Annotated in this window: 21 protein-coding genes; 11 read left to right on the top strand and 10 right to left on the bottom strand. The window is 59.1% G+C overall.

All coding sequences use genetic code 11. The features are described 5' to 3' along the window. Positions 1-45: 45 nt before the first annotated feature. The gene (locus tag ALTERO38_RS11735; protein ID WP_159968501.1) at positions 46-1,977 is read right to left on the bottom strand and encodes a transglycosylase SLT domain-containing protein; all 1,932 of its coding nucleotides are present in this window, start codon (positions 1,975-1,977) and stop codon (positions 46-48) included. 277 nt (positions 1,978-2,254) lie between these two features. On the opposite strand from ALTERO38_RS11735, the gene ALTERO38_RS11730 reads away from it, so the two are divergent. Continuing rightward, positions 2,255-4,162, top strand: coding sequence for an ATP-binding cassette domain-containing protein (locus tag ALTERO38_RS11730; RefSeq protein WP_159968500.1), 1,908 nt, complete (start codon positions 2,255-2,257; stop codon positions 4,160-4,162). A 133-nt stretch (positions 4,163-4,295) separates the two neighbouring features. Then, a complete protein-coding gene (locus ALTERO38_RS11725; RefSeq protein ID WP_102834537.1) occupies positions 4,296-4,988 on the top strand; it encodes a hypothetical protein in 693 nt (230 codons plus the stop codon). Positions 4,989-5,019: 31 nt separating this feature from the next. On the opposite strand, the gene ALTERO38_RS11720 is transcribed toward ALTERO38_RS11725, so the two are convergent. Next, positions 5,020-5,460 carry a universal stress protein gene (locus ALTERO38_RS11720; protein ID WP_159968499.1) on the bottom strand — a complete coding sequence of 147 codons (441 nt, stop codon included), beginning with the start codon at positions 5,458-5,460 and terminating at the stop codon, positions 5,020-5,022. A 209-nt stretch (positions 5,461-5,669) separates the two neighbouring features. On the opposite strand from ALTERO38_RS11720, the gene ALTERO38_RS11715 reads away from it, so the two are divergent. Genes ALTERO38_RS11715 through ALTERO38_RS11705 form a run of 3 tightly spaced genes read left to right on the top strand, consistent with a single transcriptional unit; the run spans position 5,670 to position 7,497 of the window. Continuing rightward, the gene (locus ALTERO38_RS11715; protein ID WP_159968498.1) at positions 5,670-6,131 is read left to right on the top strand and encodes an MFS transporter; all 462 of its coding nucleotides are present in this window, start codon (positions 5,670-5,672) and stop codon (positions 6,129-6,131) included. Positions 6,132-6,181: 50 nt separating this feature from the next. Next, the gene (locus ALTERO38_RS11710) at positions 6,182-6,958 is read left to right on the top strand and encodes a class II glutamine amidotransferase (protein ID WP_159968497.1); all 777 of its coding nucleotides are present in this window, start codon (positions 6,182-6,184) and stop codon (positions 6,956-6,958) included. After that, a complete protein-coding gene (locus tag ALTERO38_RS11705; protein ID WP_159968496.1) occupies positions 6,958-7,497 on the top strand; it encodes a DUF2937 family protein in 540 nt (179 codons plus the stop codon). The genes ALTERO38_RS11710 and ALTERO38_RS11705 overlap by 1 nt, the downstream gene beginning before the upstream one ends. Here the strand turns inward: ALTERO38_RS11705 and ALTERO38_RS11700 are convergent. The 5 genes from ALTERO38_RS11700 to ALTERO38_RS11680 form a co-directional block, all read right to left on the bottom strand. Further along, the gene (locus tag ALTERO38_RS11700; RefSeq protein ID WP_159968495.1) at positions 7,472-7,990 is read right to left on the bottom strand and encodes a hypothetical protein; all 519 of its coding nucleotides are present in this window, start codon (positions 7,988-7,990) and stop codon (positions 7,472-7,474) included. The genes ALTERO38_RS11705 and ALTERO38_RS11700 overlap by 26 nt on opposite strands. A 36-nt stretch (positions 7,991-8,026) precedes the next feature. Continuing rightward, the gene (locus ALTERO38_RS11695; RefSeq protein ID WP_159968494.1) at positions 8,027-9,205 is read right to left on the bottom strand and encodes a VWA domain-containing protein; all 1,179 of its coding nucleotides are present in this window, start codon (positions 9,203-9,205) and stop codon (positions 8,027-8,029) included. Between the two features lie 48 nt (positions 9,206-9,253). Beyond that, complete coding sequence (locus ALTERO38_RS11690) at positions 9,254-9,652, bottom strand: GFA family protein (protein ID WP_102834530.1); 399 nt, start codon at positions 9,650-9,652, stop codon at positions 9,254-9,256. Positions 9,653-9,701: 49 nt separating this feature from the next. Then, a complete protein-coding gene (locus tag ALTERO38_RS11685; protein WP_019341637.1) occupies positions 9,702-10,547 on the bottom strand; it encodes a MoxR family ATPase in 846 nt (281 codons plus the stop codon). 141 nt (positions 10,548-10,688) lie between these two features. Beyond that, positions 10,689-11,765, bottom strand: coding sequence for a DUF748 domain-containing protein (locus tag ALTERO38_RS11680; protein WP_159968493.1), 1,077 nt, complete (start codon positions 11,763-11,765; stop codon positions 10,689-10,691). 138 nt (positions 11,766-11,903) lie between these two features. Between ALTERO38_RS11680 and cysK the strand changes: the two genes are divergently transcribed. The 3 genes from cysK to ALTERO38_RS21645 all read left to right on the top strand — a co-directional run bounded on the left by cysK (position 11,904) and on the right by ALTERO38_RS21645 (position 15,261). Continuing rightward, complete coding sequence (cysK, locus tag ALTERO38_RS11675) at positions 11,904-12,878, top strand: cysteine synthase A (protein ID WP_102834528.1); 975 nt, start codon at positions 11,904-11,906, stop codon at positions 12,876-12,878. 357 nt (positions 12,879-13,235) lie between these two features. Then, positions 13,236-14,957 (top strand): bifunctional isocitrate dehydrogenase kinase/phosphatase, encoded by a 1,722-nt coding sequence (gene aceK, locus ALTERO38_RS11670; protein ID WP_159969696.1) that lies wholly within the window; start codon positions 13,236-13,238, stop codon positions 14,955-14,957. A 178-nt stretch (positions 14,958-15,135) separates the two neighbouring features. Next, positions 15,136-15,261 (top strand): PA1414 family protein, encoded by a 126-nt coding sequence (locus ALTERO38_RS21645; protein WP_306109788.1) that lies wholly within the window; start codon positions 15,136-15,138, stop codon positions 15,259-15,261. 23 nt (positions 15,262-15,284) lie between these two features. Here ALTERO38_RS21645 and ALTERO38_RS11665 read toward each other — a convergent pair whose 3' ends face one another. After that, on the bottom strand, positions 15,285-15,956 hold the full coding sequence (locus ALTERO38_RS11665; protein WP_159968492.1) for a glutathione S-transferase family protein: 672 nt from the start codon (positions 15,954-15,956) through the stop codon (positions 15,285-15,287). Between the two features lie 91 nt (positions 15,957-16,047). Here ALTERO38_RS11665 and ALTERO38_RS11660 point away from each other — a divergent pair, with 91 nt between their 5' ends. Continuing rightward, positions 16,048-16,632, top strand: a complete 585-nt coding sequence (locus ALTERO38_RS11660) for a tRNA-uridine aminocarboxypropyltransferase (RefSeq protein WP_159968491.1) — start codon at positions 16,048-16,050, stop codon at positions 16,630-16,632. 7 nt (positions 16,633-16,639) lie between these two features. On the opposite strand, the gene ALTERO38_RS11655 is transcribed toward ALTERO38_RS11660, so the two are convergent. Next, positions 16,640-17,041, bottom strand: coding sequence for a YbaN family protein (locus ALTERO38_RS11655; RefSeq protein ID WP_148924963.1), 402 nt, complete (start codon positions 17,039-17,041; stop codon positions 16,640-16,642). Between the two features lie 15 nt (positions 17,042-17,056). Further along, the gene (locus ALTERO38_RS11650; protein ID WP_148924964.1) at positions 17,057-17,644 is read right to left on the bottom strand and encodes a YecA family protein; all 588 of its coding nucleotides are present in this window, start codon (positions 17,642-17,644) and stop codon (positions 17,057-17,059) included. 246 nt (positions 17,645-17,890) lie between these two features. Here ALTERO38_RS11650 and recQ point away from each other — a divergent pair, with 246 nt between their 5' ends. Both recQ and ALTERO38_RS11640 read left to right on the top strand, forming a co-directional pair. Beyond that, positions 17,891-20,014, top strand: coding sequence for a DNA helicase RecQ (gene recQ, locus ALTERO38_RS11645; RefSeq protein WP_159968490.1), 2,124 nt, complete (start codon positions 17,891-17,893; stop codon positions 20,012-20,014). Between the two features lie 167 nt (positions 20,015-20,181). After that, positions 20,182-20,619 carry a MarR family transcriptional regulator gene (locus tag ALTERO38_RS11640; protein ID WP_045428075.1) on the top strand — a complete coding sequence of 146 codons (438 nt, stop codon included), beginning with the start codon at positions 20,182-20,184 and terminating at the stop codon, positions 20,617-20,619. The last annotated feature ends 227 nt before the right edge of the window (positions 20,620-20,846 follow it).

Below are 20,846 nucleotides of genomic sequence, written 5' to 3'. Positions count from 1 at the left end.
GAAGGCTGCGGCGCATGCCGCAGCTCATCAAGTCGGATCCGCAGCCTATCGCTGACTGTCGAAGTAGCGCTCGTGCCATTCAACCAGCGGTTGCGGCGAATTGAGTTTCTGCCCGTAGATAACCGAATAGGTCAGGACGTTTTGCACGTACTGGCGGGTTTCATCGAACGGAATATTTTCGACCCAGACGTCAAACGGCAGGTGTTGAGCATTCTTCAGCCACTGTCGAACCCGCCCAGGACCGGCGTTGTAGGCAGCCGAGGCTAGCACCCGATTCCCGTTGAACTGACCATAGATCTGGCTGAGATAGGCAGCACCTAGCTGGATATTGACGTTGGGGTTGAGCACTTGCTGGGGCGACGCCAACGGAATGCCAAAGCGCCTGGCGGTTTCTTTCGCGGTAGCCGGCATCAGCTGCATCAGGCCCGAGGCACCTACGTGAGAGCGGGCATCGGCCATGAATGCGCTTTCCTGGCGAGTGATCGCAAATACCCAACTCGGGTGAATCTCACGCGCCTTCGCGGCGTTTACCAGACTGCTGCGATGTGCCATGGGGAAACGGATGTCCAGGTCGTCCCAGTACTTCGCCTGGCTGATGGTGCGGATGGCCGGGAAGTACCATTCCAACTCATAGGCCAGTCTCGCCTGGGCGACCAGTTCGTCGCGGCTGAACAGTCGGCTGACGTGATACCACTCGCGGCGTCCGTCGACGATCTGCCCTCGCGCATGGAACTCCATGGCGCGGCGAATACCAGCGGTATTGCGAACCTTCTGTACCAGTTTCGGGTCGAGTGCGAGCGGTTGATGATTGAGCTTGTAGGGCGCCTGGATGCGGTCTGCCGAAAGGAAACCGTAAAAGTCACGCTCCCCGGCAACCGGCTGGTAGAGCTCGATGGCTTGCTTATCGTTAGGCTTTGCCAGTTCTAGGCTGCGTGCCTTCCAATAACGCCAGCGATTGCTGTTGGCGAGTTCCTCGGGGAATCGCTGAGTCAGCGCATAGACGTCATCCCAGCGGCCCAGGCGCAGCAACAGCCGAGCCCGCCATTCGCTAACGGTGTCATCACGCAGTTCTGGGTCGTACTCGGCCATGATTTTCAGCGCGCGGGGATCGAAACGCTTGGCGAGCGTAAGGCCAATCTGGCGTGCAATGGAGACCTTCTCCTCCGCCGAGAACGACATCCGCCTGGCGTAACTGTCTAGCAGTCCAAGGGCTTGCTCCGGGTTTGCACGGGCCAGCCGGCGCAAGCCTATCGAGACGATATCGCCCATGGTTTCGGTGGCCGGTGAAAAGCGCTCGGGCTGGCTGAGCAGCTGTGGCTTCTGCGCGACATCGATCAGCAGCTCTCCCTGCGCTTTCAGCGTCGGTAGACTTTTGATCAGGAACTTGGCCAGGCCATAGTTGCCGCTCTCGACCGCCAGTTTGGCGCGCTTCCAGCGCAGCTCCTCGGTCAGCTGACCCGCGCCTTCCCAGCGCTCGAACAAGGCATCGCAAGCGTTGTGCTGGGACTTGCCGACCAGCCAGAGCTTTTCGGCGGTGGCATAGCCCTGTTCTTTCTGCCCGCTGATGAGCTGGTACTGACCATACAGGCAGTCGAGCTCGGTGAAATTCATCTTTGGATCGTAGTAGGCGACGAAGGGGCGCCAGTCGCCACGTGCAGCCAGCAGTCGCAGCCAGCGAAGCTTCATCCAGCTCGCCTGTGGCAAATCTCCGTGCTCGGCGAGAAATTTTTCCACCTCGTCGTTGCTGGCGGTTTTCAACCGTGCGGTCAGTTCGTCATATGCCAGATAAGGCTCAAGCGGATAATCGCGCAGCGCGTTGGCGTAACGCCGGTAGGGCCCGCTATCGCCCTTGGCCAAAGCCCGCTTGGCTTCGTCGTAGAACTGACGCTGCTGCTGCAGGCTCGCGGCTTGAGTGGTTTCGAGGGTGACGACGGTGAAGAAAAGGCACAAACAAACACTGGAGAGTCGACCGCGCATGAGACTTCCGAAAACGGGGGTACGGAGGGGGATTTCTTGGGGCTAGCTTAGCTTGGCCGGTCCAGCAGTTAAACGAGGATTAAGCGCTGGGAACCGTCAAAGCGAAACTTCCGACGAGCGTCATGCCATCGTCCGTTCCAGACTGCCCCGACCCCCTCGGATAGAGGCTGAAATGGTCGGCGATAACCTTTCCTCAAGCAGGTTGATCGGCGTTCGTCAGAGCCCGACGGACCGCTGCCTTCTGCTAGAATGCGCGCCCTGTTTTCCGGAGATAGCCATGACCCTGCTCAAGTTGACCGATGTGTCCCTCGCCTATGGCAACAATCCATTGCTCGATGGAGTGTCCTGGCAGATTGCGCGGGGTGAGCGGGTGTGCATTATCGGCCGTAACGGCACCGGAAAATCCAGCATGCTCAGCCTGGTCAAGGGCAGCCAGCTGCCGGACGACGGCGAGATCTGGCGTGCGCCAGGACTGAAAATCGGCGAGCTGCCTCAGGAGCTGCCGGTCGCCGATGAGCGCACCGTATTCGATGTCGTGGCCGAGGGGCTCGCGGGCGTGGGGCAGCTGCTCGCTGATTATCATCACCTGAGCCAGAACATTCAGAACGAGGCTGACCTCGATAAGCTCATGCACGTCCAGCAGGAGCTCGAAGCCAAAGATGGTTGGCGCTTGCAGCAGCTGGTCGACAGCACCCTGAGCCGCTTGCAGCTGCCAGCCGATAAGACCCTCGCCGAATTGTCCGGTGGGTGGCGCCGGCGCGTGCTGCTGGCACAGGCGCTGGTGTCCGAGCCGGATCTGCTGCTGCTCGACGAACCGACCAACCACTTGGATATCGGCGCTATCGCCTGGCTGGAAGAGGCGCTCACCGGCTTCAATGGTGCGGTGCTGTTCATCACCCACGACCGGGCATTCCTGCAGAACCTGGCAACCCGGATCCTGGAGCTCGATCGTGGGCACATGATCGACTGGAACGGCGACTACGCGAGCTTTCTGGTACACAAGGAGCAGCAACTGGCAGCTGAAGAAACCGCCAATGCGCTGTTCGACAAGAAGCTTGCCCAGGAAGAAGTCTGGATTCGTCAGGGTATCAAGGCGCGCCGTACCCGCAACGAGGGCCGCGTGCGGGCGCTGAAAGCGCTGCGTGCTGAACGTAGCGAGCGTCGCGAACACCAGGGCAAAGCCAATCTCCAGATTGATGCGGCTGAAAAGTCCGGCAAGCAGGTCATCGTCGTGGAGCATGCGAGTTTTGCCCATCCTGGCGGTGAGTCGCTGATTCGTGATTTCTCCATGGTGCTGCAGCGCGGTGACCGTATTGGCTTGCTCGGCGCAAATGGCACCGGCAAGACTACGTTGCTGAAACTTCTGCTGGGTGATCTGCAGCCAACCAGCGGTACGGTAGAAGCCGGGACCAAGCTGGAAGTGGCATATTTCGACCAACTGCGTCACCAGCTGGAGCTGGAAAAGACCGTGGTCGACAACGTAGCCGAGGGGCGCGATTTCATCACCATCGATGGCCAGAACCGACATGTCCTGAGTTACCTCGGGGATTTCCTGTTCAGCCCTCAGCGCGCTCGCACGCCTGTCAAGGCGCTCTCGGGCGGCGAGCGGGCACGGCTCTTGCTGGCTAAGTTGTTCAGCAAACCCGCCAACCTGCTGGTCCTGGACGAACCCACTAACGATCTCGATGTGGAAACGCTCGAGCTTCTTGAGGAAGTCCTGCTGGGATTCCAGGGCACGGTATTGATGGTCAGCCACGACCGGGCATTCCTCGATAACGTGGTGACCAGCACACTGGTGTTCGAAGGCAACGGCGTGGTTCGTGAGTATGTCGGTGGCTATCAGGATTGGCTGCGCCAGGGCGGCTCGGTAAAGCTGCTCGGCGTCGGTGAGGCGAAAGACGGTAAGGAGAGCAAATCCGAGGCGACCACGGCGGCTGCACCCAGACCTGCCGAACCCGTTCCGGCGAAGAAGAAACTGAGTTACAAGGTTCAGCGCGAACTCGAGGCGCTACCAGGAAAGATCGATGCTGCCGAAAAGAGTATTGCCGGGCTGCAGGAGGAGATGGCGCAGCCGACCTTCTACCAGCAGAGCGCCGAGCGTACCGGCGAAACGATAGCGAAGCTTGAGGCGATGCAGCGAGAGCTCGATGAGTTGCTAGAGCGTTGGGCTGAGCTGGAAGGCTGAAACGCCGGGCGGCTTCTGCTTCGGCACGCTCGAAAAAAGCCGCGTACAGCCTAGGCGCATGCCGCATGAGACGTCCGGCTGATTGACGGAACCTAGTTGAACGGAACATCTGGCAGCATTGGACGGAGCATAGATGGCTATCGAATACCGCATCATTCTCGACGATGAGCACGAATTCAGTTACCGGATCGAGCTGGACCGTGCCTTTGATCACGAGGCCGCGAAACAAGCGCCCAAGTGGACGCGTTTGGATCATCAGCAGTGCAACAACTGTCCGCTGAAGCGCGACCAGCACAGTCATTGCCCGGCTGCGGTCGATCTGCATCAGGTAATCGAAGACTTCCAGGGCCTGCCCGCCATCCGCAAGGCGCATGTGCGCGTTCGCACACCGGAGCGGGAATACAACAAACTCGTGGGATTGGAGGAGGGCCTGCGAGCGTTACTTGGCGTCATCATGGCCACCAGCGCCTGCCCGGTGCTCGGCCGGCTCAAACCGATGGCCCATCAGCACCTGCCGTTTGCCAGCAACCAGGAGTTCGTGTTGCGTGCTGTATCACTGTATCTGGCGCAACAGTATTTCAATCTGCGCGAGGGGCGGCATGCCGACTGGGAGCTGCGCGGACTGGTGCGCTCATTTCAGCAGTTGCAGCTGGTCAACCAGGCGTTCTGGCAGCGTATCCATGACACCTGCCATGGTGACTCCAATCTCAAGGCCTTTCTGACCTTTTTTTCAATGGCATCGAGCCTGACCTATTCACTGGAAACCCAGCTGCAGAAGATCCGACCATTGGTGATGAGCGCCAATGAGAACGTCGAAACGGCCTGAATCGGATCTCGGTTCAGGCCGTTTCGAGGGCTCACTCGGGTTTTTTCAGGCGCACGGCAAGCACATCGCAGGGCGCACCGTGAAGGATGTCATTGGAGGTTGAGCCGAGCAGCAAAGCCAGGCCATGGCGGCCATGGCTGCCGACCACGACCAGATCGCACCCTTGCTCCTTGGCCAGCCGGTGCACCTCCTGGCGGGGCTGGCCGTAAGCCAGGTGGCGTTGGTCCGCGGTAAGCTCAGGGTAGCGGTCAGCGAATACGGCCAGGCGCTCGCGGGCCTGATCGAACTGCTGCTGTTGCAGCATTGAAAGATCCATCGGCACATCTCCGCCGAAAGCCATGGCCATGGGCTCGATGACATGAATCAACGCCAGTTTTGCGCCGCTGGCTGTCGCCAGCGCCTGGGCGCGCGCTACCACCGGGTGACAGTCGTCGTTCAGGTCGGTGGCGACCAGAATATGCTGGTAGATCATGGTGAATCTCCTGAAGTGTCGGTTGCTACAAGTATGGCTTCTAGGCACGCGGTGTGGGCTGCGACGCGTTTTTTTTCAGGGTTTATACGGCGTTGGATGCGTAATGGCCAGCGTGCATCGCATCAGGTAGCTAGCCGTGCCGCGGTTCACCACTGTTATCATGTCCGCCGTTAATGCCGGTGCTTCCTCCGGTCTGTACAGAGATCGTTATGTTCCTACTCGCCAATGAATATCTGCTCGCCTGGTCTGCCTACGGAGTCGCCGCGCTGGGCTGTCTGCTAGTCTGGATGCGCATTACTCGCCCTATGTGGCGATGGTTGCGCGAACCGTTGCGGCTGATTGTTGCTGTGCTGCTGCTGACGCCGACCATCGTCGACCCTGCCAAGGAGCTGTTCGCCCCGGCGGTCGCCATCACCATGCTGGATCTGCTTTTCGAAGTCGGCAGCAATGCCTGGCGTGCCGTGGCCGACCTCGCGCTCTACGGATTGGTCGCATTCGCGATCTACTCAATATTTGCGGTCATACGCTGGCTGTTCGAACGCCGAGTGAGACAGCAGGGGAGCCAATCGCGCCATGAGGACCCTCGTACCCTGCGCGAGCGACTGGAAGACGATGACGAGGACCTCCGCCCAACGAACCGCTATCAGGCGCGTACCGAACCCAGACTCTGACTCAACCTTTCTCGCCTCCAGGCGCAGCAGGAACAATCGGGAGATAGCGCATGTGTGAACTGCTCGGCATGAGCGCCAATGTACCGACCGACATCCACTTCAGTTTTACCGGACTGATGCAACGCGGTGGACGTACTGGACCACACAAGGACGGTTGGGGCATCGCGTTTTATGAAGGTCGCGGTTTGCGGCTGTTTCAGGATCCGGTGGCGAGCTGCGAGTCGGAAGTGGCGAAGATGGTCCAGCACTATCTGATCAAAAGTCATGTGGTGATCGGCCATATCCGTCACGCCAATGTGGGCAAGGTCGCGCTGGTCAATACGCATCCTTTTGTGCGTGAGTTATGGGGGCAGCACTGGTGTTTTGCCCACAACGGGCAGCTAGCAAATTTCAGCCCAGCACGTGGCTTCTATCAGCCGGTAGGGGATACCGACAGCGAAGCGGCATTTTGCGACCTGCTCAATCAGATACGCGGCGACTTCCCCGAGCGGGTAGCAGCCGAGGACTTGATCCCTCATCTGCTCGATGCGTGCGCCGGTTACCGTGCCAAAGGCGTTTTCAACTGCCTGCTCAGCAACGGCGAATGGCTGTTCAGCTTCTGCTCGACCAAGCTGGCGCAGATCACCCGTCGCGCGCCGTTTGGCCCGGCTCAGCTGAAAGATGCCGAACTGACGGTGGATTTCAACGCCGAGACGACGCCCAACGACGTCGTGACCGTGCTGGCGACCGAGCCGTTGACCGACAATGAACAGTGGGACGTCCATCATTCGGGCGAATGGACGCTGTGGCGGTTGGGCGAGTGCGTCGCACGCGGGCAGGTGCAGTGATGCTGCGAAGCTATTTGCGGCTTACCTTGTTCGCCCTCGGGTTGCTCGTCGGCGTTCAGGTGCCGGGCTTCATTGAGGCCTATGCTAATCAGGTCGAGGCGCGTCGCCTGGAGGCCCACCAAGGCCTGGCAGGGTTTCAGGACACCGCCGGGAAATTTTTCGAAGGTGACCTCAACGAACTGGTCGAGCATTACCGCGCCAGCGAAGATCCGGTGATCCAGAGCGATGCCCGCAGTGTTTCGGCGTTGGTCGAGCGTGCGCGTTTGCTCGACCGCGAATGGCGGATCATGGAGGGGCCTTGGTATGTGCAGGCCTGGCACGTACTGGTAGGTGCAGACCAGGCGATCAGGCAGCAAGTCTGGAATAACTATCGGTTCCAGGTGTTACTGGCACCCGAGGCGATCGCCTGGGGTCTGAGCTGTGCGCTATTGCTCGCCTGGATCGTTGAAAGTCTCTTCGTACTGCTTCGCCAGGCGCTGTTTCCACAACGTAATCGACGCCGGCGTCGTACGGCTAACCCGCTTCCATCGAAGCGATAGTATTGGTCGCCTGAGTTCGCTCGACACGCCTACTTACGCGGCACGCCCACTCCCCTAGACCGAGCTGAGCGGCAGGCAGGCACAGCGTCAGAGGTATGATCCACAGCAGGTCGGTATCTCTCACAATCAGCTTCACGTTGCGAAGGGTCGTGGGCATTTCGGCAACCTGCAGCAGGATTCCGATAACCCCGAGCCATATCAGCGTGACTTGAGCGAGCTGCCAGCCGCCGAAAATCCCATTGGCAATTCGCAGCCACGGGCGGTGCGCTGGCACCAGCAGGGCGCGTAACCACCACGCCAGCACGGTCATAGATAACGACATTTTCCACAGGGCAGGAAGAATCCCTCCGTTGCCTAGCAAGAATGCATGCGATGGGGCTGCTGCCCAACTGTTGTGGCTAGACTGCAGTACCGCTATAACCAAACGGAGATCGCTAACTGCGGTGAGCGCCGTAAATCCGGTTACTGCGGCAATCGCCCAACGCTGTTTCATTTACTTGCATCCTTGCAACGGTTAACCGGAAACGGCCTATTTCGACAGGAACTTCATCCCTTCTTCCAGCCCGCTCAAGGTCAACGGATACATGCGGTCTTCAACTAAGTCGCGGACGATTCCGGTCGATGAGGTATAGCCCCAGGTGTCTTTCGGATAAGGATTGATCCAGACGAGCTTCTTGTATTTCTCCATGAAGCGCTGCATCCAGACGTAGCCAGCTTCCTCGTTCCAGTGTTCGACACTGCCTCCGGCCTGAGTGATCTCGTAAGGTGCCATGGCCGCGTCACCGACGAACACCACCTTATAGTCAGCGCCGTACTTGTGCAGCAGATCGAGGGTCGAGGTGCGTTCTGAGGTGCGGCGGAAATTGTTTTTCCAGACTGACTCGTAGATGAAGTTGTGAAAGTAGAAGTACTCGAGATGCTTGAACTCGGTCTTACAGGCCGAAAATAGCTCCTCGCAGACTTTCACGTGGGCATCCATCGAACCGCCAATGTCGAACAGTATCAGCAGCTTTACGGCATTGCGGCGCTCAGGTCGCATCTGAATGTTCAGTAGGCCGCCGTCCTTCGCGGTGTGGTCGATGGTGCCGTCCAGATCCAGTTCGTCCTGCGCACCCTGGCGGGCGAATTTGCGCAAACGGCGCAGGGCGACCTTGATGTTGCGCGTTCCCAGCTCGACCTGATCGTCGAGGTTTTTGTACTCGCGCTGATCCCAGACCTTGACCGCCTTGCCCTGGCGCTTGCCCGCATCGCCAATGCGGATGCCCTCGGGGTTGTAACCGCCGGAGCCGAAGGGGCTGGTGCCGCCCGTGCCGATCCACTTGTTGCCGCCCGCGTGTTTGCCTTTTTGCTCCTCGAGACGCTTCTTGAACTCCTCGATCAGCTTGTCCAAGCCGCCTAGCGACTCGATCTTGGCCCGCTCTTCATCGCTCAGCGAGCGCTCGAACTCTTTGCGCAGCCACTCTTCCGGAATCAACGCTTCGATGTGTTGATCGAGATTTTCCAGACCTTTGAAGTAGGCGCCGAAGGCGCGATCGAACTTGTCGAAGTGTCGCTCGTCCTTCACCAGAATGGCACGCGACAGATAGTAGAACTCGTCCATGTCGGCGAACACGACGTTGTGTTTAAGCGCATTGATCAGATCGAGCAGCTCGCGCACCGATACCGGAACCTTCGCAGCGCGCATCTCATTGAACAAGCCAAGCAACATGGCAGAACCTCGAACTGCCGGTCGTGGCGGCAGCTTTTCATGATTGATTCAGAGATCTTCGTCGTGAGTCGGCAGGCCGTCTCGGATCTCATACCAGTCCGCCTTGGAGCGCACGAAAATGTGCGCCTGCGGCGGGGCGGGCAATGGCGAGTCGAGCGTGCCGGCTGCGACGCCGAGCTCATGCTCGCGGTTGTCGACGAATTGCAGGTTGGAGCCGCAGCGAATGCAGAACGTCCGCGTCACATGGTCGGACGAGTGATAAACGCCCAGCTGATCCTTGCCGGAGAGAAAGTGAAACGCATCCAGCGGCACGCTCGCATAAGTGGCGAAAGCCGCACCGTGGGCTTTGCGACACATTTTGCAGTGACAATGGGTCAGCTCGTTGATCGGGGCATCGATGCGATAACGAACGACGCCACAGAGGCAACTACCGGTATGCGTTTGCATGGATCTTCCTCCAGTAAGTGAGGCGTCCGGCTCGTGCGAACGCCGTCAGTCAACGGCTGGCGCGACGACTCATGAATGCCAGCCGTTCAAGCAGCTGCACGTCCTGCTCGTTTTTAACCAGGGCGCCAGCCAGCGGCGGGATGGCCTTGGTCGGATCGCGCTCGCGAAGGACCGCCTCGCCAATGTTGTCGGCCATCAGCAGCTTCAGCCAGTCGACCAGTTCGCTGGTGGACGGCTTCTTCTTCAAGCCTGGCACCTTACGTACATCAAAGAACACATCCAGCGCTTCGGCCACCAGGTCCTTCTTGATATTCGGGTAGTGCACATCGACGATCCGCTGCAGCGTGTCACGATCGGGAAAAGCGATGTAGTGGAAGAAGCAGCGGCGCAGGAAGGCGTCGGGCAGTTCCTTCTCGTTGTTAGAGGTAATGATGATGATGGGCCGCTGCTTGGCCTTGATGGTTTCGTTGGTCTCGTAAACGTAGAACTCCATCTTGTCGAGTTCCTGCAGCAGGTCGTTAGGGAACTCGATGTCGGCCTTGTCGATCTCGTCGATCAGCAGGATAACGCGCTGCTCCGACTCGAATGCCTCCCACAGCTTGCCCTTCTTGATGTAGTTGCGTACATCGTGAACGCGGTCGGAGTCCAGCTGCGAGTCACGCAGACGGCTCACCGCGTCGTATTCGTACAAGCCCTGATGCGCCTTGGTGGTGGATTTTATGTGCCAGGTGATCAACTGCGCGCCAAATGACTCCGCCAGTTGCTCGGCCAGCATGGTTTTCCCGGTGCCCGGCTCGCCTTTTACCAGCAGCGGACGCTCGAGGGTTATGGCGGCATTCACCGCAAGCTTGAGGTCGTCGGTGGCGACGTAGGACTGGGTGCCTTCGAACTTCATCGGAGTTTCCTTGCATCGGGCCTGGCACGCAGGCGCTTACTGTTTAGTTAGACGGCCGACTATAAGTGATGGACGCGCGAGTGTGAACGTGAGCGGATCATTCAGTCACTGAATGGGCAGCTTTTCTATAGGTGTTCGCGCTTATCCCTCATCGTCGCCGAGCGAGCGCTCGAAACGAGCTGAGAAGGCCTCGACAAAGGCGTTGCGGAGAATCGCAACGAAGGCCTGGAACGGGCTGACATCGGCATCTTTAGTATTTCCATTCAGTTCAACGCGCGTAGCGAATTGCTCCTGGCGCTGGTTCTGCAGCACTTCCTCACCGGCGCCGACAACCGCTTCCCAGATGCCACGGAAGAATCCCTTGTCTTCGTTTTTAACGTCTTGCTTGAAATTGAACACCTCGACATTTCTCAGCAGCGGCTTGATATAACCGTCCAGCTGAGCGTCCTTGGCCTCGGCTTCTATTACCAGATCGCCGGTGCCGCTGGCGAAGTCAAAGCTTCCATAGGCGTTGCTGAAATCATTCAGTTTGGTCAGTTCGACGCCTGTCACACGCAAACTGAACTGGAAGTCTTCCCAGTCCGTATAGGGATCGAACTGTGCGCTGGCTTCCATCGGGGCCTGGTTGAAGAATTGAGCAGTACCTTCGAAGCGTGCGACGCGGCCCTGCTCCTGGTTGGCAGTATTGGTCAGGTTGAAGAGGCTGGCATTGATGGCACTGGCATAGACGTGAACGGGCGGGTCTGCCTGAAAGTTGCGAAACGAGACCTGCCCGTTCATAACCTTCAGTTCATTAAGCGTGAACGGCATCAGCTCATTGAGGCGATCACGCCAATCGACCCCATCACCCGTTTGCGAGCTTTCCTTTTTCTCACCGTCGACGAAGTTCAGGTGCGGCTGTTCAAGAATGATTTCCCCGACCAGCGCTTGATCCCTCCAGAGCGCCGTCCAGCTAAGGCCGATATCGACGGCGTCGGTGGTGAACAAGGGCGCCTGGACCTGCTCGTTCTTTTTCTCTATCACCAGATCGTTCAGGCGATAGGCACCACGCCACCAGGCCAGATCGACGTCTTCGATGTGGCCGCGATAGTCGCCCATGTCGGCGAGCTTGCCGTTCAGGTAGTTGAGGACGAGGTAGGGCAGCGTTAGATGGACAGCCAGCAACAGCAGTGCAAGCGACAACAAGGTCCATAGTAGGGGTCGGTAACGTGTCTTCATCGGAGGCCTGGTCGGGTGGAAGCATGGGCGGCTCTGCTTCTGGATTGACCGTGCCCAAAGACCCTGAGTTCGGCTGGACGACTCCGTTGACTGCGCTTAGGCTCATCAGTCTGGTTTTTTCATCGCAGGGACACCGTCATGAGCCGCATCTTCGCTGACAACGCGCAAACCATCGGCAACACGCCACTGGTAATGATCAATCGGCTGGGGCCCAAGGGCGTCAGCATCATGGCCAAGATCGAAGGTCGTAATCCCGCCTATTCAGTCAAGTGCCGGATCGGCGCCGCAATGATCTGGGACGCCGAAGATAGCGGGCAATTGAAACCGGGCATGACGCTGGTCGAGCCGACCTCGGGCAATACGGGCATTGGCCTGGCTTTCGTCGCTGCGGCGCGGGGCTACAAGCTGATGTTGACCATGCCTGCGTCGATGAGCCTGGAGCGGCGCAAGGTATTGAAAGCGCTCGGCGCTGAACTGGTTCTCACCGAGCCCGCAAAAGGTATGAAGGGGGCCATCGAGAAGGCTGCTGAGATTGCTGCTTCAGCGCCAGATACCTATTTCATGCCGCAACAGTTCGAGAACCCGTCGAACCCCGCCATTCACGAAAAAACCACCGGGCCTGAAATCTGGAACGACACCGAAGGCAACATCGACGTGCTGGTGGCTGGTGTGGGAACGGGCGGGACCATCACGGGTGTCTCGCGCTATATCAAGAACACCAAGGGCAAGCAGATTCTGAGCGTCGCGGTGGAGCCGGTCAGCTCGCCTGTGATCAGTCAGACGCTGGCGGGTGAAGAAGTCAAACCCAGTCCGCACAAGATTCAGGGCATCGGCGCGGGCTTCGTGCCGAAGAATCTGGACTTGTCGATCGTCGATCAGGTCGAGCGTGTCGATGATGATGAGGCGAAAGCGATGGCGCTGCGCCTGATGCGTGAGGAAGGCATCCTGTGCGGTATTTCCTGCGGTGCGGCGATGGCTGCGGCGGTGCGCCTGGCCGAGAAGCCGGAAATGCAGGGCAAGAATATCGTGGTGATCCTGCCTGACTCGGGTGAGCGCTACCTGTCGTCCATGTTGTTTTCCGACATGTTCGGCGAGCAGGAGCTGCAGCAATAATCGATGCTGTGCGGGGCTGTATGCAGTCCCGCCGTAGTCGATGTGATCAACGATAACGAGTGCCGATTTCGCCTAGCCGCGGCGGGTCCTTGGCACCGCCTAGGCGCACAGCGCAGGTGCCAAGCACCGGCGCGATGATGCGCAGGAAGAGAAAGTTGGCGCTATAGCCAGTGCAAGGCTGAGGAGGCGCAGCCTGTCGAAGAGTCTTAGTAGCGCTCCGGCGGACAGTCGTCAGTGTTGGTGAGGCGGGCGTGCCTGGCGCTCGGCTCGCGCTTTCAAACACCCGTTGAGCTGACTGGCTTTCATTGAACGGGGTCCGTGGATAAGCTCGACGTTTTCATGCAGCGAGAAAATGATATGGCGCAGCATTCGCCGGACCACGAGATCGCCCGACAGATCCTTCTGGGGTTCGATGACTACCGCGAACATTTCAGGCTCATTACCGAGGGTGCCAGGGCGCGCTTCGAGCAAGCCCAGTGGCAGGATGCGCAGCGTGCATCGGCAGCGCGCATCAACCTGTACGAAGAAAAGGTCAGCGAAACCGCGGCGGCTTTGCGCTCGGCTGTTGATCCGCAGGTTCTGCTCGACGTGAACCGTTGGCCGCAGATCAAGGGCGAGTACATCGGCCTGATCAATCCGCGCTTTGACGATGAGCTTTCGGAAACTTGGTACAACTCGATCTTTTGTACCTTGTTCAGCCATGACTGCATCAATGACAGCACCATGTTCATCCACACCACACGGCCAGCTAATCGCGCCCAGCGGATGGCTCAGACGCGGCGCTACCAACCCAGCGGCGACCTGCATGGCGTGCTCGAGCAAATCCTCAGCGATTTCGCATTCGATGTACCGTATGGCGATCGGGAGGGGGATCTGCAGCGACTCGAGGCGCAGCTGCAGGTGTCCCTGCCGGATTGGGTGTGCAAGGATCCGGAGCTCGTCGTCGAGCTGTTCACCTCGGTGCTGTATCGCAACAAGGGTGCCTATCTGGTCGGGCGCATCTTTACTTGCGACGAGCAATGGCCGTTGGTTATCCCGCTGCTGCACCGGGAAGGCGACGGATTGGTCGCCGATACCCTGATTACGGATGAAGCGGAAGTGTCGATCATTTTCTCGTTCACCCGTTCCTACTTCATGGTTGAAGTCCCGATCCCGGCGGAGTTCATCGGCTTCCTCAAGCGGATCATGCCAGGCAAGCACATCGCCGAGCTCTACACCTCGATAGGCTTCTACAAGCACGGCAAGTCTGAGTTCTACCGCGCGTTGATCAACCATCTGGCGACCACGGACGACCGTTTCATCATGGCGCCGGGCGTACGCGGGATGGTCATGAGCGTGTTCACGTTGCCGGGCTTCAACACCGTGTTCAAGATCATCAAGGATCGTTTTTCCCATACCAAGAACGTCAACCGCGCGACGGTCGTAGAGAAGTACCGGTTGGTCAAAAGCGTCGACCGGGTAGGGCGCATGGCCGATACCCAGGAATTCGCCGACTTCCGCTTTCCCAAGGACAAATTCGAGCCGGAGTGCCTGGCTGAATTGCTGGAAGTTGCGCCCTCTACGGTCGAGGTTCAGGGCGATACGGTTCTGGTACGGCACTGCTGGACCGAGCGGCGGATGACGCCATTGAACCTGTACGTGGAAAGCGCCAGCGAGCAGCAGGTCCATGAGGCGCTGGAAGATTACGGGTTGGCCATCAAGCAACTGGCTGCCGCCAACATCTTCCCTGGGGACATGTTGTTGAAGAACTTTGGAGTGACCCGCCATGGCCGCGTTGTGTTCTACGATTACGACGAGATCTGCTTTCTCACCGAAGTTAATTTCCGCTACATCCCCGAGCCCCGATACCCTGAGGACGAAATGGCCTCCGAGCCGTGGTATTCCGTTGGGCCCAACGATGTATTCCCCGAAGAATTTCCTCGTTTTCTGTTTGCAGATATCCAGCAGCGCCGGCTCTTCGCCAAGCTGCACGGAGAGCTCTACGACGCCAATTACTGGAAGGGCTTGCAGCAGGCGATCAGCGCCGGCAAGGTGATCGATGTCTTTCCATATCGTCGCAAGGAGCAGACTGCCCGCTAGTCGCGCGAAGCGAACACTTCTAGCAGGTATGGGTCGCTATTATAAGACTGGACGGACGGCGAGGCTATTGCACACTCTGCAACACCTGCCCACGGGCGATGTTGCGATTGTTGAGTTATGCTGATCTCGAAGTCCCACGGCTCCACCAAGACCCGTATCAAGCAGGAGGGGTTAGACCATGAAAGCATGGCTCAATAGTGTGTGCTGGAACCTGGCAGTGGCGCTTGGGTTTATCGAACCGCCTCGTTTGCAACCTATCCCGGTACGTGCGCAACGAGATAGGGTAGCGGATACACGTCGCTAGCTCCTACGAGCCGGGCGCGGTTGTCAGCGACCGGGCATTGCAGGACCGCCTTTCTCGACCGCGCGCTGATAGGCGGGCCGTTCTCGTATCCGCTGCAAAAATGCAGTCAAGTTCGGGCGACTGGAGTCCAGGCCTGCCCGAGATTGGGCGGCCTCCAAGGGGAAGCTCATCTGAATATCCGCCAAGCTGAAGTTCTCCCCTGCGAACCACTCGGTTTTGGACAGCTCGTTCTCCATATAGTCCAGATGCAATTTTAGCTGCGGGCTGATGAACGCCTGGTTAGCGCCTTTGGCAATCGCCCGCGCTACGGGCCGGATGAAGAATGGCATTGGTCCATTGGCGACACGATCAAAGACTAGCCGCAGCAGCAATGGCGGCATCGCTGACCCTTCCGCGTAGTGCATCCAGTACCGATAGCGGAGGTACCCCGGCGTTCCGGCAGCCGGCGCCAGCCGACCTTCGCCGTAGCGCTCCACCAGATATTCCAGAATGGCTGCGGACTCCGCGAGCGTCAGGTCGCCGTCGGTAATGACTGGGGATTTGCCCAGCGGGTGCACTTGTTTCAGTTCGGGCGGCGCCAGCATAGTCTGCGGGTCCCGGGTGTAGCGCTTGATTTCGTAGGGTAGCTGCAACTCCTCCAGTAGCCACAGCACACGTTGCGAGCGGGAGTGTTCCAAATGGTGGAGCGTGATCATTGGCGCTTGCCTTCTTGGTCTCGGTGGGTGAGACCAGCATAGCCTGCCGTTGCGCGCGATATGGCAGACTTCGCCAATCACAGGAGAAGTCATGTCCCGTCCGCAATGTCCCCGTTGTCAGCGTCCGTCCAGTCACTGCCTGTGTTCGCTGATCCCCTCACTCGACAGCTCCACGCAGGTGCTGATCCTGCAACACCCCAGTGAAACCGCACATGCGCTCAATACGGCTCGATTGGCGGCCTTGGGGTTGCGCAATGCGCAGTTGCGGGTGGGGGAAGTTGTGACGCTTCCGGTCGATGAGCGTGACAACTGTCTCTTGTTCCCTGGGGTCGATGCCACTCCGCTGGAAAGTCTGGCGAGCGGCGATCGACCGTTGCGATTGATCGTTCCGGACGGCACCTGGCGGAAGGCGCGCAGGCTGTTGCATCTCAATCCAGAGCTGGCGGCGTTGCCTCGCGTCTCGCTGCCAGCGGGGCTCGTCTCGCGCTATCGGTTACGAAAAGCACCAGTGCCAGGTGCGCTTTCAACGATCGAGGCGATCGTCACAGCGCTGAACATGCTGGAAGGCGGGGGACGGTTCGATCAGTTGCTTCGGCCATTTGAAGCCTTGATCGAGGCTCAGATAGCCGCAATGGGTGTTGAAACTTACCAGCGCAACCATGCCCATGATGGCTGAGAGCAAATCAGCGGGCGGCGAGGGTTTTCATGCGAAGGATATAGATGCTGACCAGTGTCGCGCTGGTCAGCATGCCGATCCGCGCCCAGAACATCGGAACCAGCCAGCAGGAAACACCAATACTTAGCCACATGGTCGCGATGGCGTAGACCTTGCCTTTCAGGGGGATGCCGTTGCCTTCCAGGTAATCGCGGAACCAGGGGCCGAGCCGCGGATGTGTCACAAGCCAGTCATAGAAGCGACGAGAACTACGAACGAAGCAAGCGGCAGCGAGAAGAAGAAAGGGAGTTGTAGGCAGGACCGGCAGAAAGATCCCGATGATGCCGAGCGTGACGCTAAGCCAACCGATCACCAGTAGCACGTAACGCGCTACTGGGTTGCGATACGTCGGAATATCGCGGTGAGCCAAGTGGGCTGTCCGACGTCAGTGCTTGCGCGGTTTGAGAAGCGCGGGCTTCTCTTCAGGTGCATGGCAGATCAGATACAGCGCTGTGAGGATCTCTGGTATCTGCTCGACCATCTCGGCTACCAGGTCCTTGTCTGTGGCGATATCACTGAACTCGGGTTGCTCGTCGAACAGCCCTGAGCCGACCATGATCGGCAGAAGCAGCTCGCTGACTTCCTCTTCGGAATCTTCGAACCACACCGACTCGCGCATGAATACGCCTTCCATGAAACCGATGCACCAGCCGCGCAGATCGGATTCGTCAGGCTCGTCGCCCATGTCGAGCTCGCAGGGAAGGTCCATGTCTTCATCACTGGCCAGCTGCCGCGCGATGTGTGCCTTGAGCTGGATCAGCGTCGCCTCGATGGCTTCGCGCTCGGTGTCGTCCGCGTATTTTGGCGGTTCGGCAAATAGCGCATCAATCCACTCGCGCTCGGACACTTGCTCGGAACAGATGCACAGGGCAGTCAGATAGCCATGGGCGGCGATGTAATCGAGCGCTTCTTCATGCAGATCATCTGCATCCAGAAACACTTGCAGGCGGGCGAGTTGCTCGGCGAAGGACATCGATGGCTACCTTGGAGAGAAAACAGCGCTGATTCTAGACGAGCTGCAGGCCTCCGGCTACCGCACGCTTTGGCGCTGCGGTGGCGGAGGTCGTTTCCAGCCTCTATTGCTTCGACTGATTGAAAAAAACGCGCGGAGTTCCGCTGTGCAAAGCATGGGGCATCCGACTATCGCGGCGCGGCAGTGTTCGGCCTGAACCGGGCGGCTGTGTCGCGTATACTCGCGCGTCTTGTTTCGGAGACCGGCATGCTCGATCAGGCACAGCGCATTCTCAAAGATGTATTCGGCTACGACGCGTTTCGTGGCAACCAGGGTGCGATCATCCAGCGCGTGGCCGACGGCGGCGATGCGTTGGTGCTAATGCCGACAGGTGGCGGCAAGTCGCTTTGTTATCAGGTGCCGGCGCTGCTTCGCGACGGCCTGGCTGTGGTGGTGTCGCCGCTGATTGCGTTGATGGACGATCAGGTGGCCACGCTTGATGAGCTGGGTGTTGCGGCGGCGGCTCTCAACTCTACCCTGACGGCCGAACAGCAGCGCGATATCGCTGAGCGGTTGCGCCGAAACGAAATCAAGATGCTCTATCTGGCGCCGGAGCGGCTCGTTCAGCCTCGCATGCTGGCGTTCCTGCAGCGCTTGCAGATCGGCCTGTTCGCCATTGACGAGGCGCACTGCGTGTCGCAGTGGGGGCACGATTTTCGACCCGAGTACCTGCAGCTCGGTCAGCTGGCTGAGTTTTTCCCCAATGTCCCACGCCTTGCGCTGACTGCCACGGCTGACAAGCGCACACGGGAGGAAATCGTCCAGCGCTTGCATCTGGGGAACGCCGAGCGATTCCTGTCGAGTTTCGATCGGCCAAACATCTTTTATCGCATTGTGCCAAAGGAGCAGCCGCGCAAGCAGCTGATGGCATTCCTGGCTGAGCGACGCGGTGATGCCGGCATCATCTATTGCATGTCGCGCAAGAAGGTCGATGACATTGCCGCCTTCCTCACCGAGCAGGGTTTTCCGGCATTGCCTTACCATGCCGGCTTGCCGAACGATTTACGGGCCTTTCACCAGAAGCGCTTTCTTAATGAGGAAGGCCTGATCATGGTGGCAACCATTGCGTTCGGCATGGGCATCGACAAGCCTAACGTGCGTTTCGTCGCGCACCTGGACCTGCCGAAGTCGCTGGAAGCCTACTACCAGGAAACCGGCCGCGCAGGTCGAGATGGTCTGCCTGCAGACGCCTGGATGGCGTATGGGCTGCAAGACGTAATTTTCCTCAAGCAGATGCTTAACAACTCCGACGGTGACGAGCGGCATAAGCGTATCGAGCAACACAAGCTCGACGCGATGCTCTCGCTGTGTGAAGAAACTCGCTGTCGTCGCCAGGTGTTACTGGCCTATTTCGATGAGCAGATGCCGGAGCCTTGCGGCCATTGCGACAATTGTGTCGACGGCGTGCAGACCTGGGATGCCACCGAGCCCGCACGACAAGCCTTGTCGGCGATCTACCGCAGCGGCCAGCGCTACGGTGTGGGCCATCTGGTCGACGTCCTCCTCGGACGGGACAACGAGAAGGTCCGCAGTCTCGGTCATCAGCATCTGTCGGTTTTCGGCGTAGGCAAGGCGCTGTCCGAAGGGGAGTGGCGGTCGCTGTTTCGCCAGCTGGTCGCGCGAGGGCTGGCTGACGTCGATCTTGAGGGTTTCGGCGGCCTTCGACTCAGCGACAATTGCCGTAGCTTGCTCAGGGGAGAGGTTACCCTGGAGTTGCGTCGAGAGCTGACGACCAAGGCGCCAAAGTCGGCTGCCAGCGCGGCGAGTCAGTTGGTGCGCAGCGAGGAACGCGAGACCTGGGAAGCGTTGCGCGCACTGCGGCGCAAGCTGGCCGAGGAGCATGGCGTGCCACCTTACGTCATCTTCCCGGATGCGACCCTGCTTGAGATGCTGCGCAGCCAGCCCGGCACGCTCAGCGATATGGCGCGTATCAGCGGCGTGGGTGCACGCAAACTGGAGCGTTATGGCGAAGCGTTTCTCGAAGCCCTGCAGGGTACGGCGCCGGTGGCCAAGTCGCCCGCGGATGTTCGTCATGAGCTGATCACGCTGGCACGTGCCGGAATGACGCCGGCTCAGATCGCGCGGCAACTCGACTGCAGCGAAAAAAACGTCTACGCCATGCTTGCAGAAGCCATAGGCCACCAGCAGCTGAGCCTCGAGCAGGCGCTGGACCTGCCAGAGGATCTGCTCGGTGAGATTCAGGAGGCGTTCCTCGACGGCGAAGGAGAATTGCCCCCGGTTGCGGCAGTCGCCGAGCAGTTCGCCGGTCGCGTCCCGGAAGCGGTGCTGTTCTGCGTGCGTGCCTCGTTGCAAGCGGAGTTCGAGCTCTAGCGCTCGACGGGTGCAGTGCGGCGTATTGCCGCTGCGCTTGTTTGGCGTGGCGGTTAGCGCGGGGCACCGCAACACTGGGTTACGTACCCAAGTCGATGGTAGCCTTGCCAGTCTTCCGGTGCTGTGATTAGCTCACTAATAATTAGTTTTTCCGGAAAGACCGCTCCATGTATCCCGACCAACACCGCTTCGCCATGCAGTTGGCTCAACTTTCGCGTGGCTGGCGCGCCGAGCTGGACCGTCGTCTGGCAGATCTCGATCTTTCTCAGGCTCGATGGTTGGTGCTGCTGCATCTGGCCCGGTTCGATCACGACCCGACACAACGTGAGCTTGCGCAAAGCGTTGCGGTTGAGGGGCCGACATTGGCGCGGTTGCTGGACAGTCTCGAAGCCCAAGGGCTCGTCCACCGCCAGCCGGCGCCCGGTGATCGTCGCGCCAAACTGATTACGCTTGGTGCTCCGGCGCGTCCTCTTATTCAGAGAATCGAGGCGATTTCCACGCAGGTTCGCCATGAGCTCTTCGATGGCATTGATGAAGAGGATCTGCGCAAATGCCAGCAGGTGCATGAACGCATCCTGGCTAACCTGGTGAAAGCCAAACGTTGATAGCGCCGCTGGTAAGATTGCCTCGTGGGTGAAGGCTTGCAAGCAAAACGTGACGGTTTTGAAGCGAATACTTGAGCGACCAATTCCAGGCACTGCCTCTCGCTGCCGTTTGTCCTTTGACGTTAGGCTATGGTTTGCAAATGATGGCACAATGCTTTCACGCGCAAGCCGACGAACTGCCTCTACTTTCTGCTGCATCAGTCGATAACCGCGTCACAGTTCAGTAA

Origin of the sequence: Pseudomonas sp. 9Ag (genome assembly GCF_902506445.1) — a bacterium.
GTDB lineage: Bacteria > Pseudomonadota > Gammaproteobacteria > Pseudomonadales > Pseudomonadaceae > Stutzerimonas > Stutzerimonas stutzeri_AB.
Note: the sequence above shows the minus strand (reverse complement) of the source record. Positions and strands in the feature narration are given on the sequence as shown.

Coding starts and splice junctions, on each gene's coding strand:
- ALTERO38_RS11685 (WP_019341637.1), bottom strand. CDS start 10,547: ATGAAGTTCGAAGGCACCCAGTCCTACGTCGCCACCGACGACCTCAAG.
- ALTERO38_RS11705 (WP_159968496.1), top strand. CDS start 6,958: ATGCTGCGAAGCTATTTGCGGCTTACCTTGTTCGCCCTCGGGTTGCTC.
- ALTERO38_RS11650 (WP_148924964.1), bottom strand. CDS start 17,644: ATGTCCTTCGCCGAGCAACTCGCCCGCCTGCAAGTGTTTCTGGATGCA.
- ALTERO38_RS11680 (WP_159968493.1), bottom strand. CDS start 11,765: ATGAAGACACGTTACCGACCCCTACTATGGACCTTGTTGTCGCTTGCA.
- aceK (WP_159969696.1), top strand. CDS start 13,236: ATGGCGCAGCATTCGCCGGACCACGAGATCGCCCGACAGATCCTTCTG.
- ALTERO38_RS11660 (WP_159968491.1), top strand. CDS start 16,048: ATGTCCCGTCCGCAATGTCCCCGTTGTCAGCGTCCGTCCAGTCACTGC.
- ALTERO38_RS11730 (WP_159968500.1), top strand. CDS start 2,255: ATGACCCTGCTCAAGTTGACCGATGTGTCCCTCGCCTATGGCAACAAT.
- ALTERO38_RS11715 (WP_159968498.1), top strand. CDS start 5,670: ATGTTCCTACTCGCCAATGAATATCTGCTCGCCTGGTCTGCCTACGGA.
- ALTERO38_RS11725 (WP_102834537.1), top strand. CDS start 4,296: ATGGCTATCGAATACCGCATCATTCTCGACGATGAGCACGAATTCAGT.
- ALTERO38_RS21645 (WP_306109788.1), top strand. CDS start 15,136: ATGAAAGCATGGCTCAATAGTGTGTGCTGGAACCTGGCAGTGGCGCTT.
- ALTERO38_RS11665 (WP_159968492.1), bottom strand. CDS start 15,956: ATGATCACGCTCCACCATTTGGAACACTCCCGCTCGCAACGTGTGCTG.
- ALTERO38_RS11720 (WP_159968499.1), bottom strand. CDS start 5,460: ATGATCTACCAGCATATTCTGGTCGCCACCGACCTGAACGACGACTGT.
- ALTERO38_RS11695 (WP_159968494.1), bottom strand. CDS start 9,205: ATGTTGCTTGGCTTGTTCAATGAGATGCGCGCTGCGAAGGTTCCGGTA.
- ALTERO38_RS11640 (WP_045428075.1), top strand. CDS start 20,182: ATGTATCCCGACCAACACCGCTTCGCCATGCAGTTGGCTCAACTTTCG.
- ALTERO38_RS11700 (WP_159968495.1), bottom strand. CDS start 7,990: ATGAAACAGCGTTGGGCGATTGCCGCAGTAACCGGATTTACGGCGCTC.
- recQ (WP_159968490.1), top strand. CDS start 17,891: ATGCTCGATCAGGCACAGCGCATTCTCAAAGATGTATTCGGCTACGAC.
- ALTERO38_RS11690 (WP_102834530.1), bottom strand. CDS start 9,652: ATGCAAACGCATACCGGTAGTTGCCTCTGTGGCGTCGTTCGTTATCGC.
- cysK (WP_102834528.1), top strand. CDS start 11,904: ATGAGCCGCATCTTCGCTGACAACGCGCAAACCATCGGCAACACGCCA.
- ALTERO38_RS11710 (WP_159968497.1), top strand. CDS start 6,182: ATGTGTGAACTGCTCGGCATGAGCGCCAATGTACCGACCGACATCCAC.
- ALTERO38_RS11735 (WP_159968501.1), bottom strand. CDS start 1,977: ATGCGCGGTCGACTCTCCAGTGTTTGTTTGTGCCTTTTCTTCACCGTC.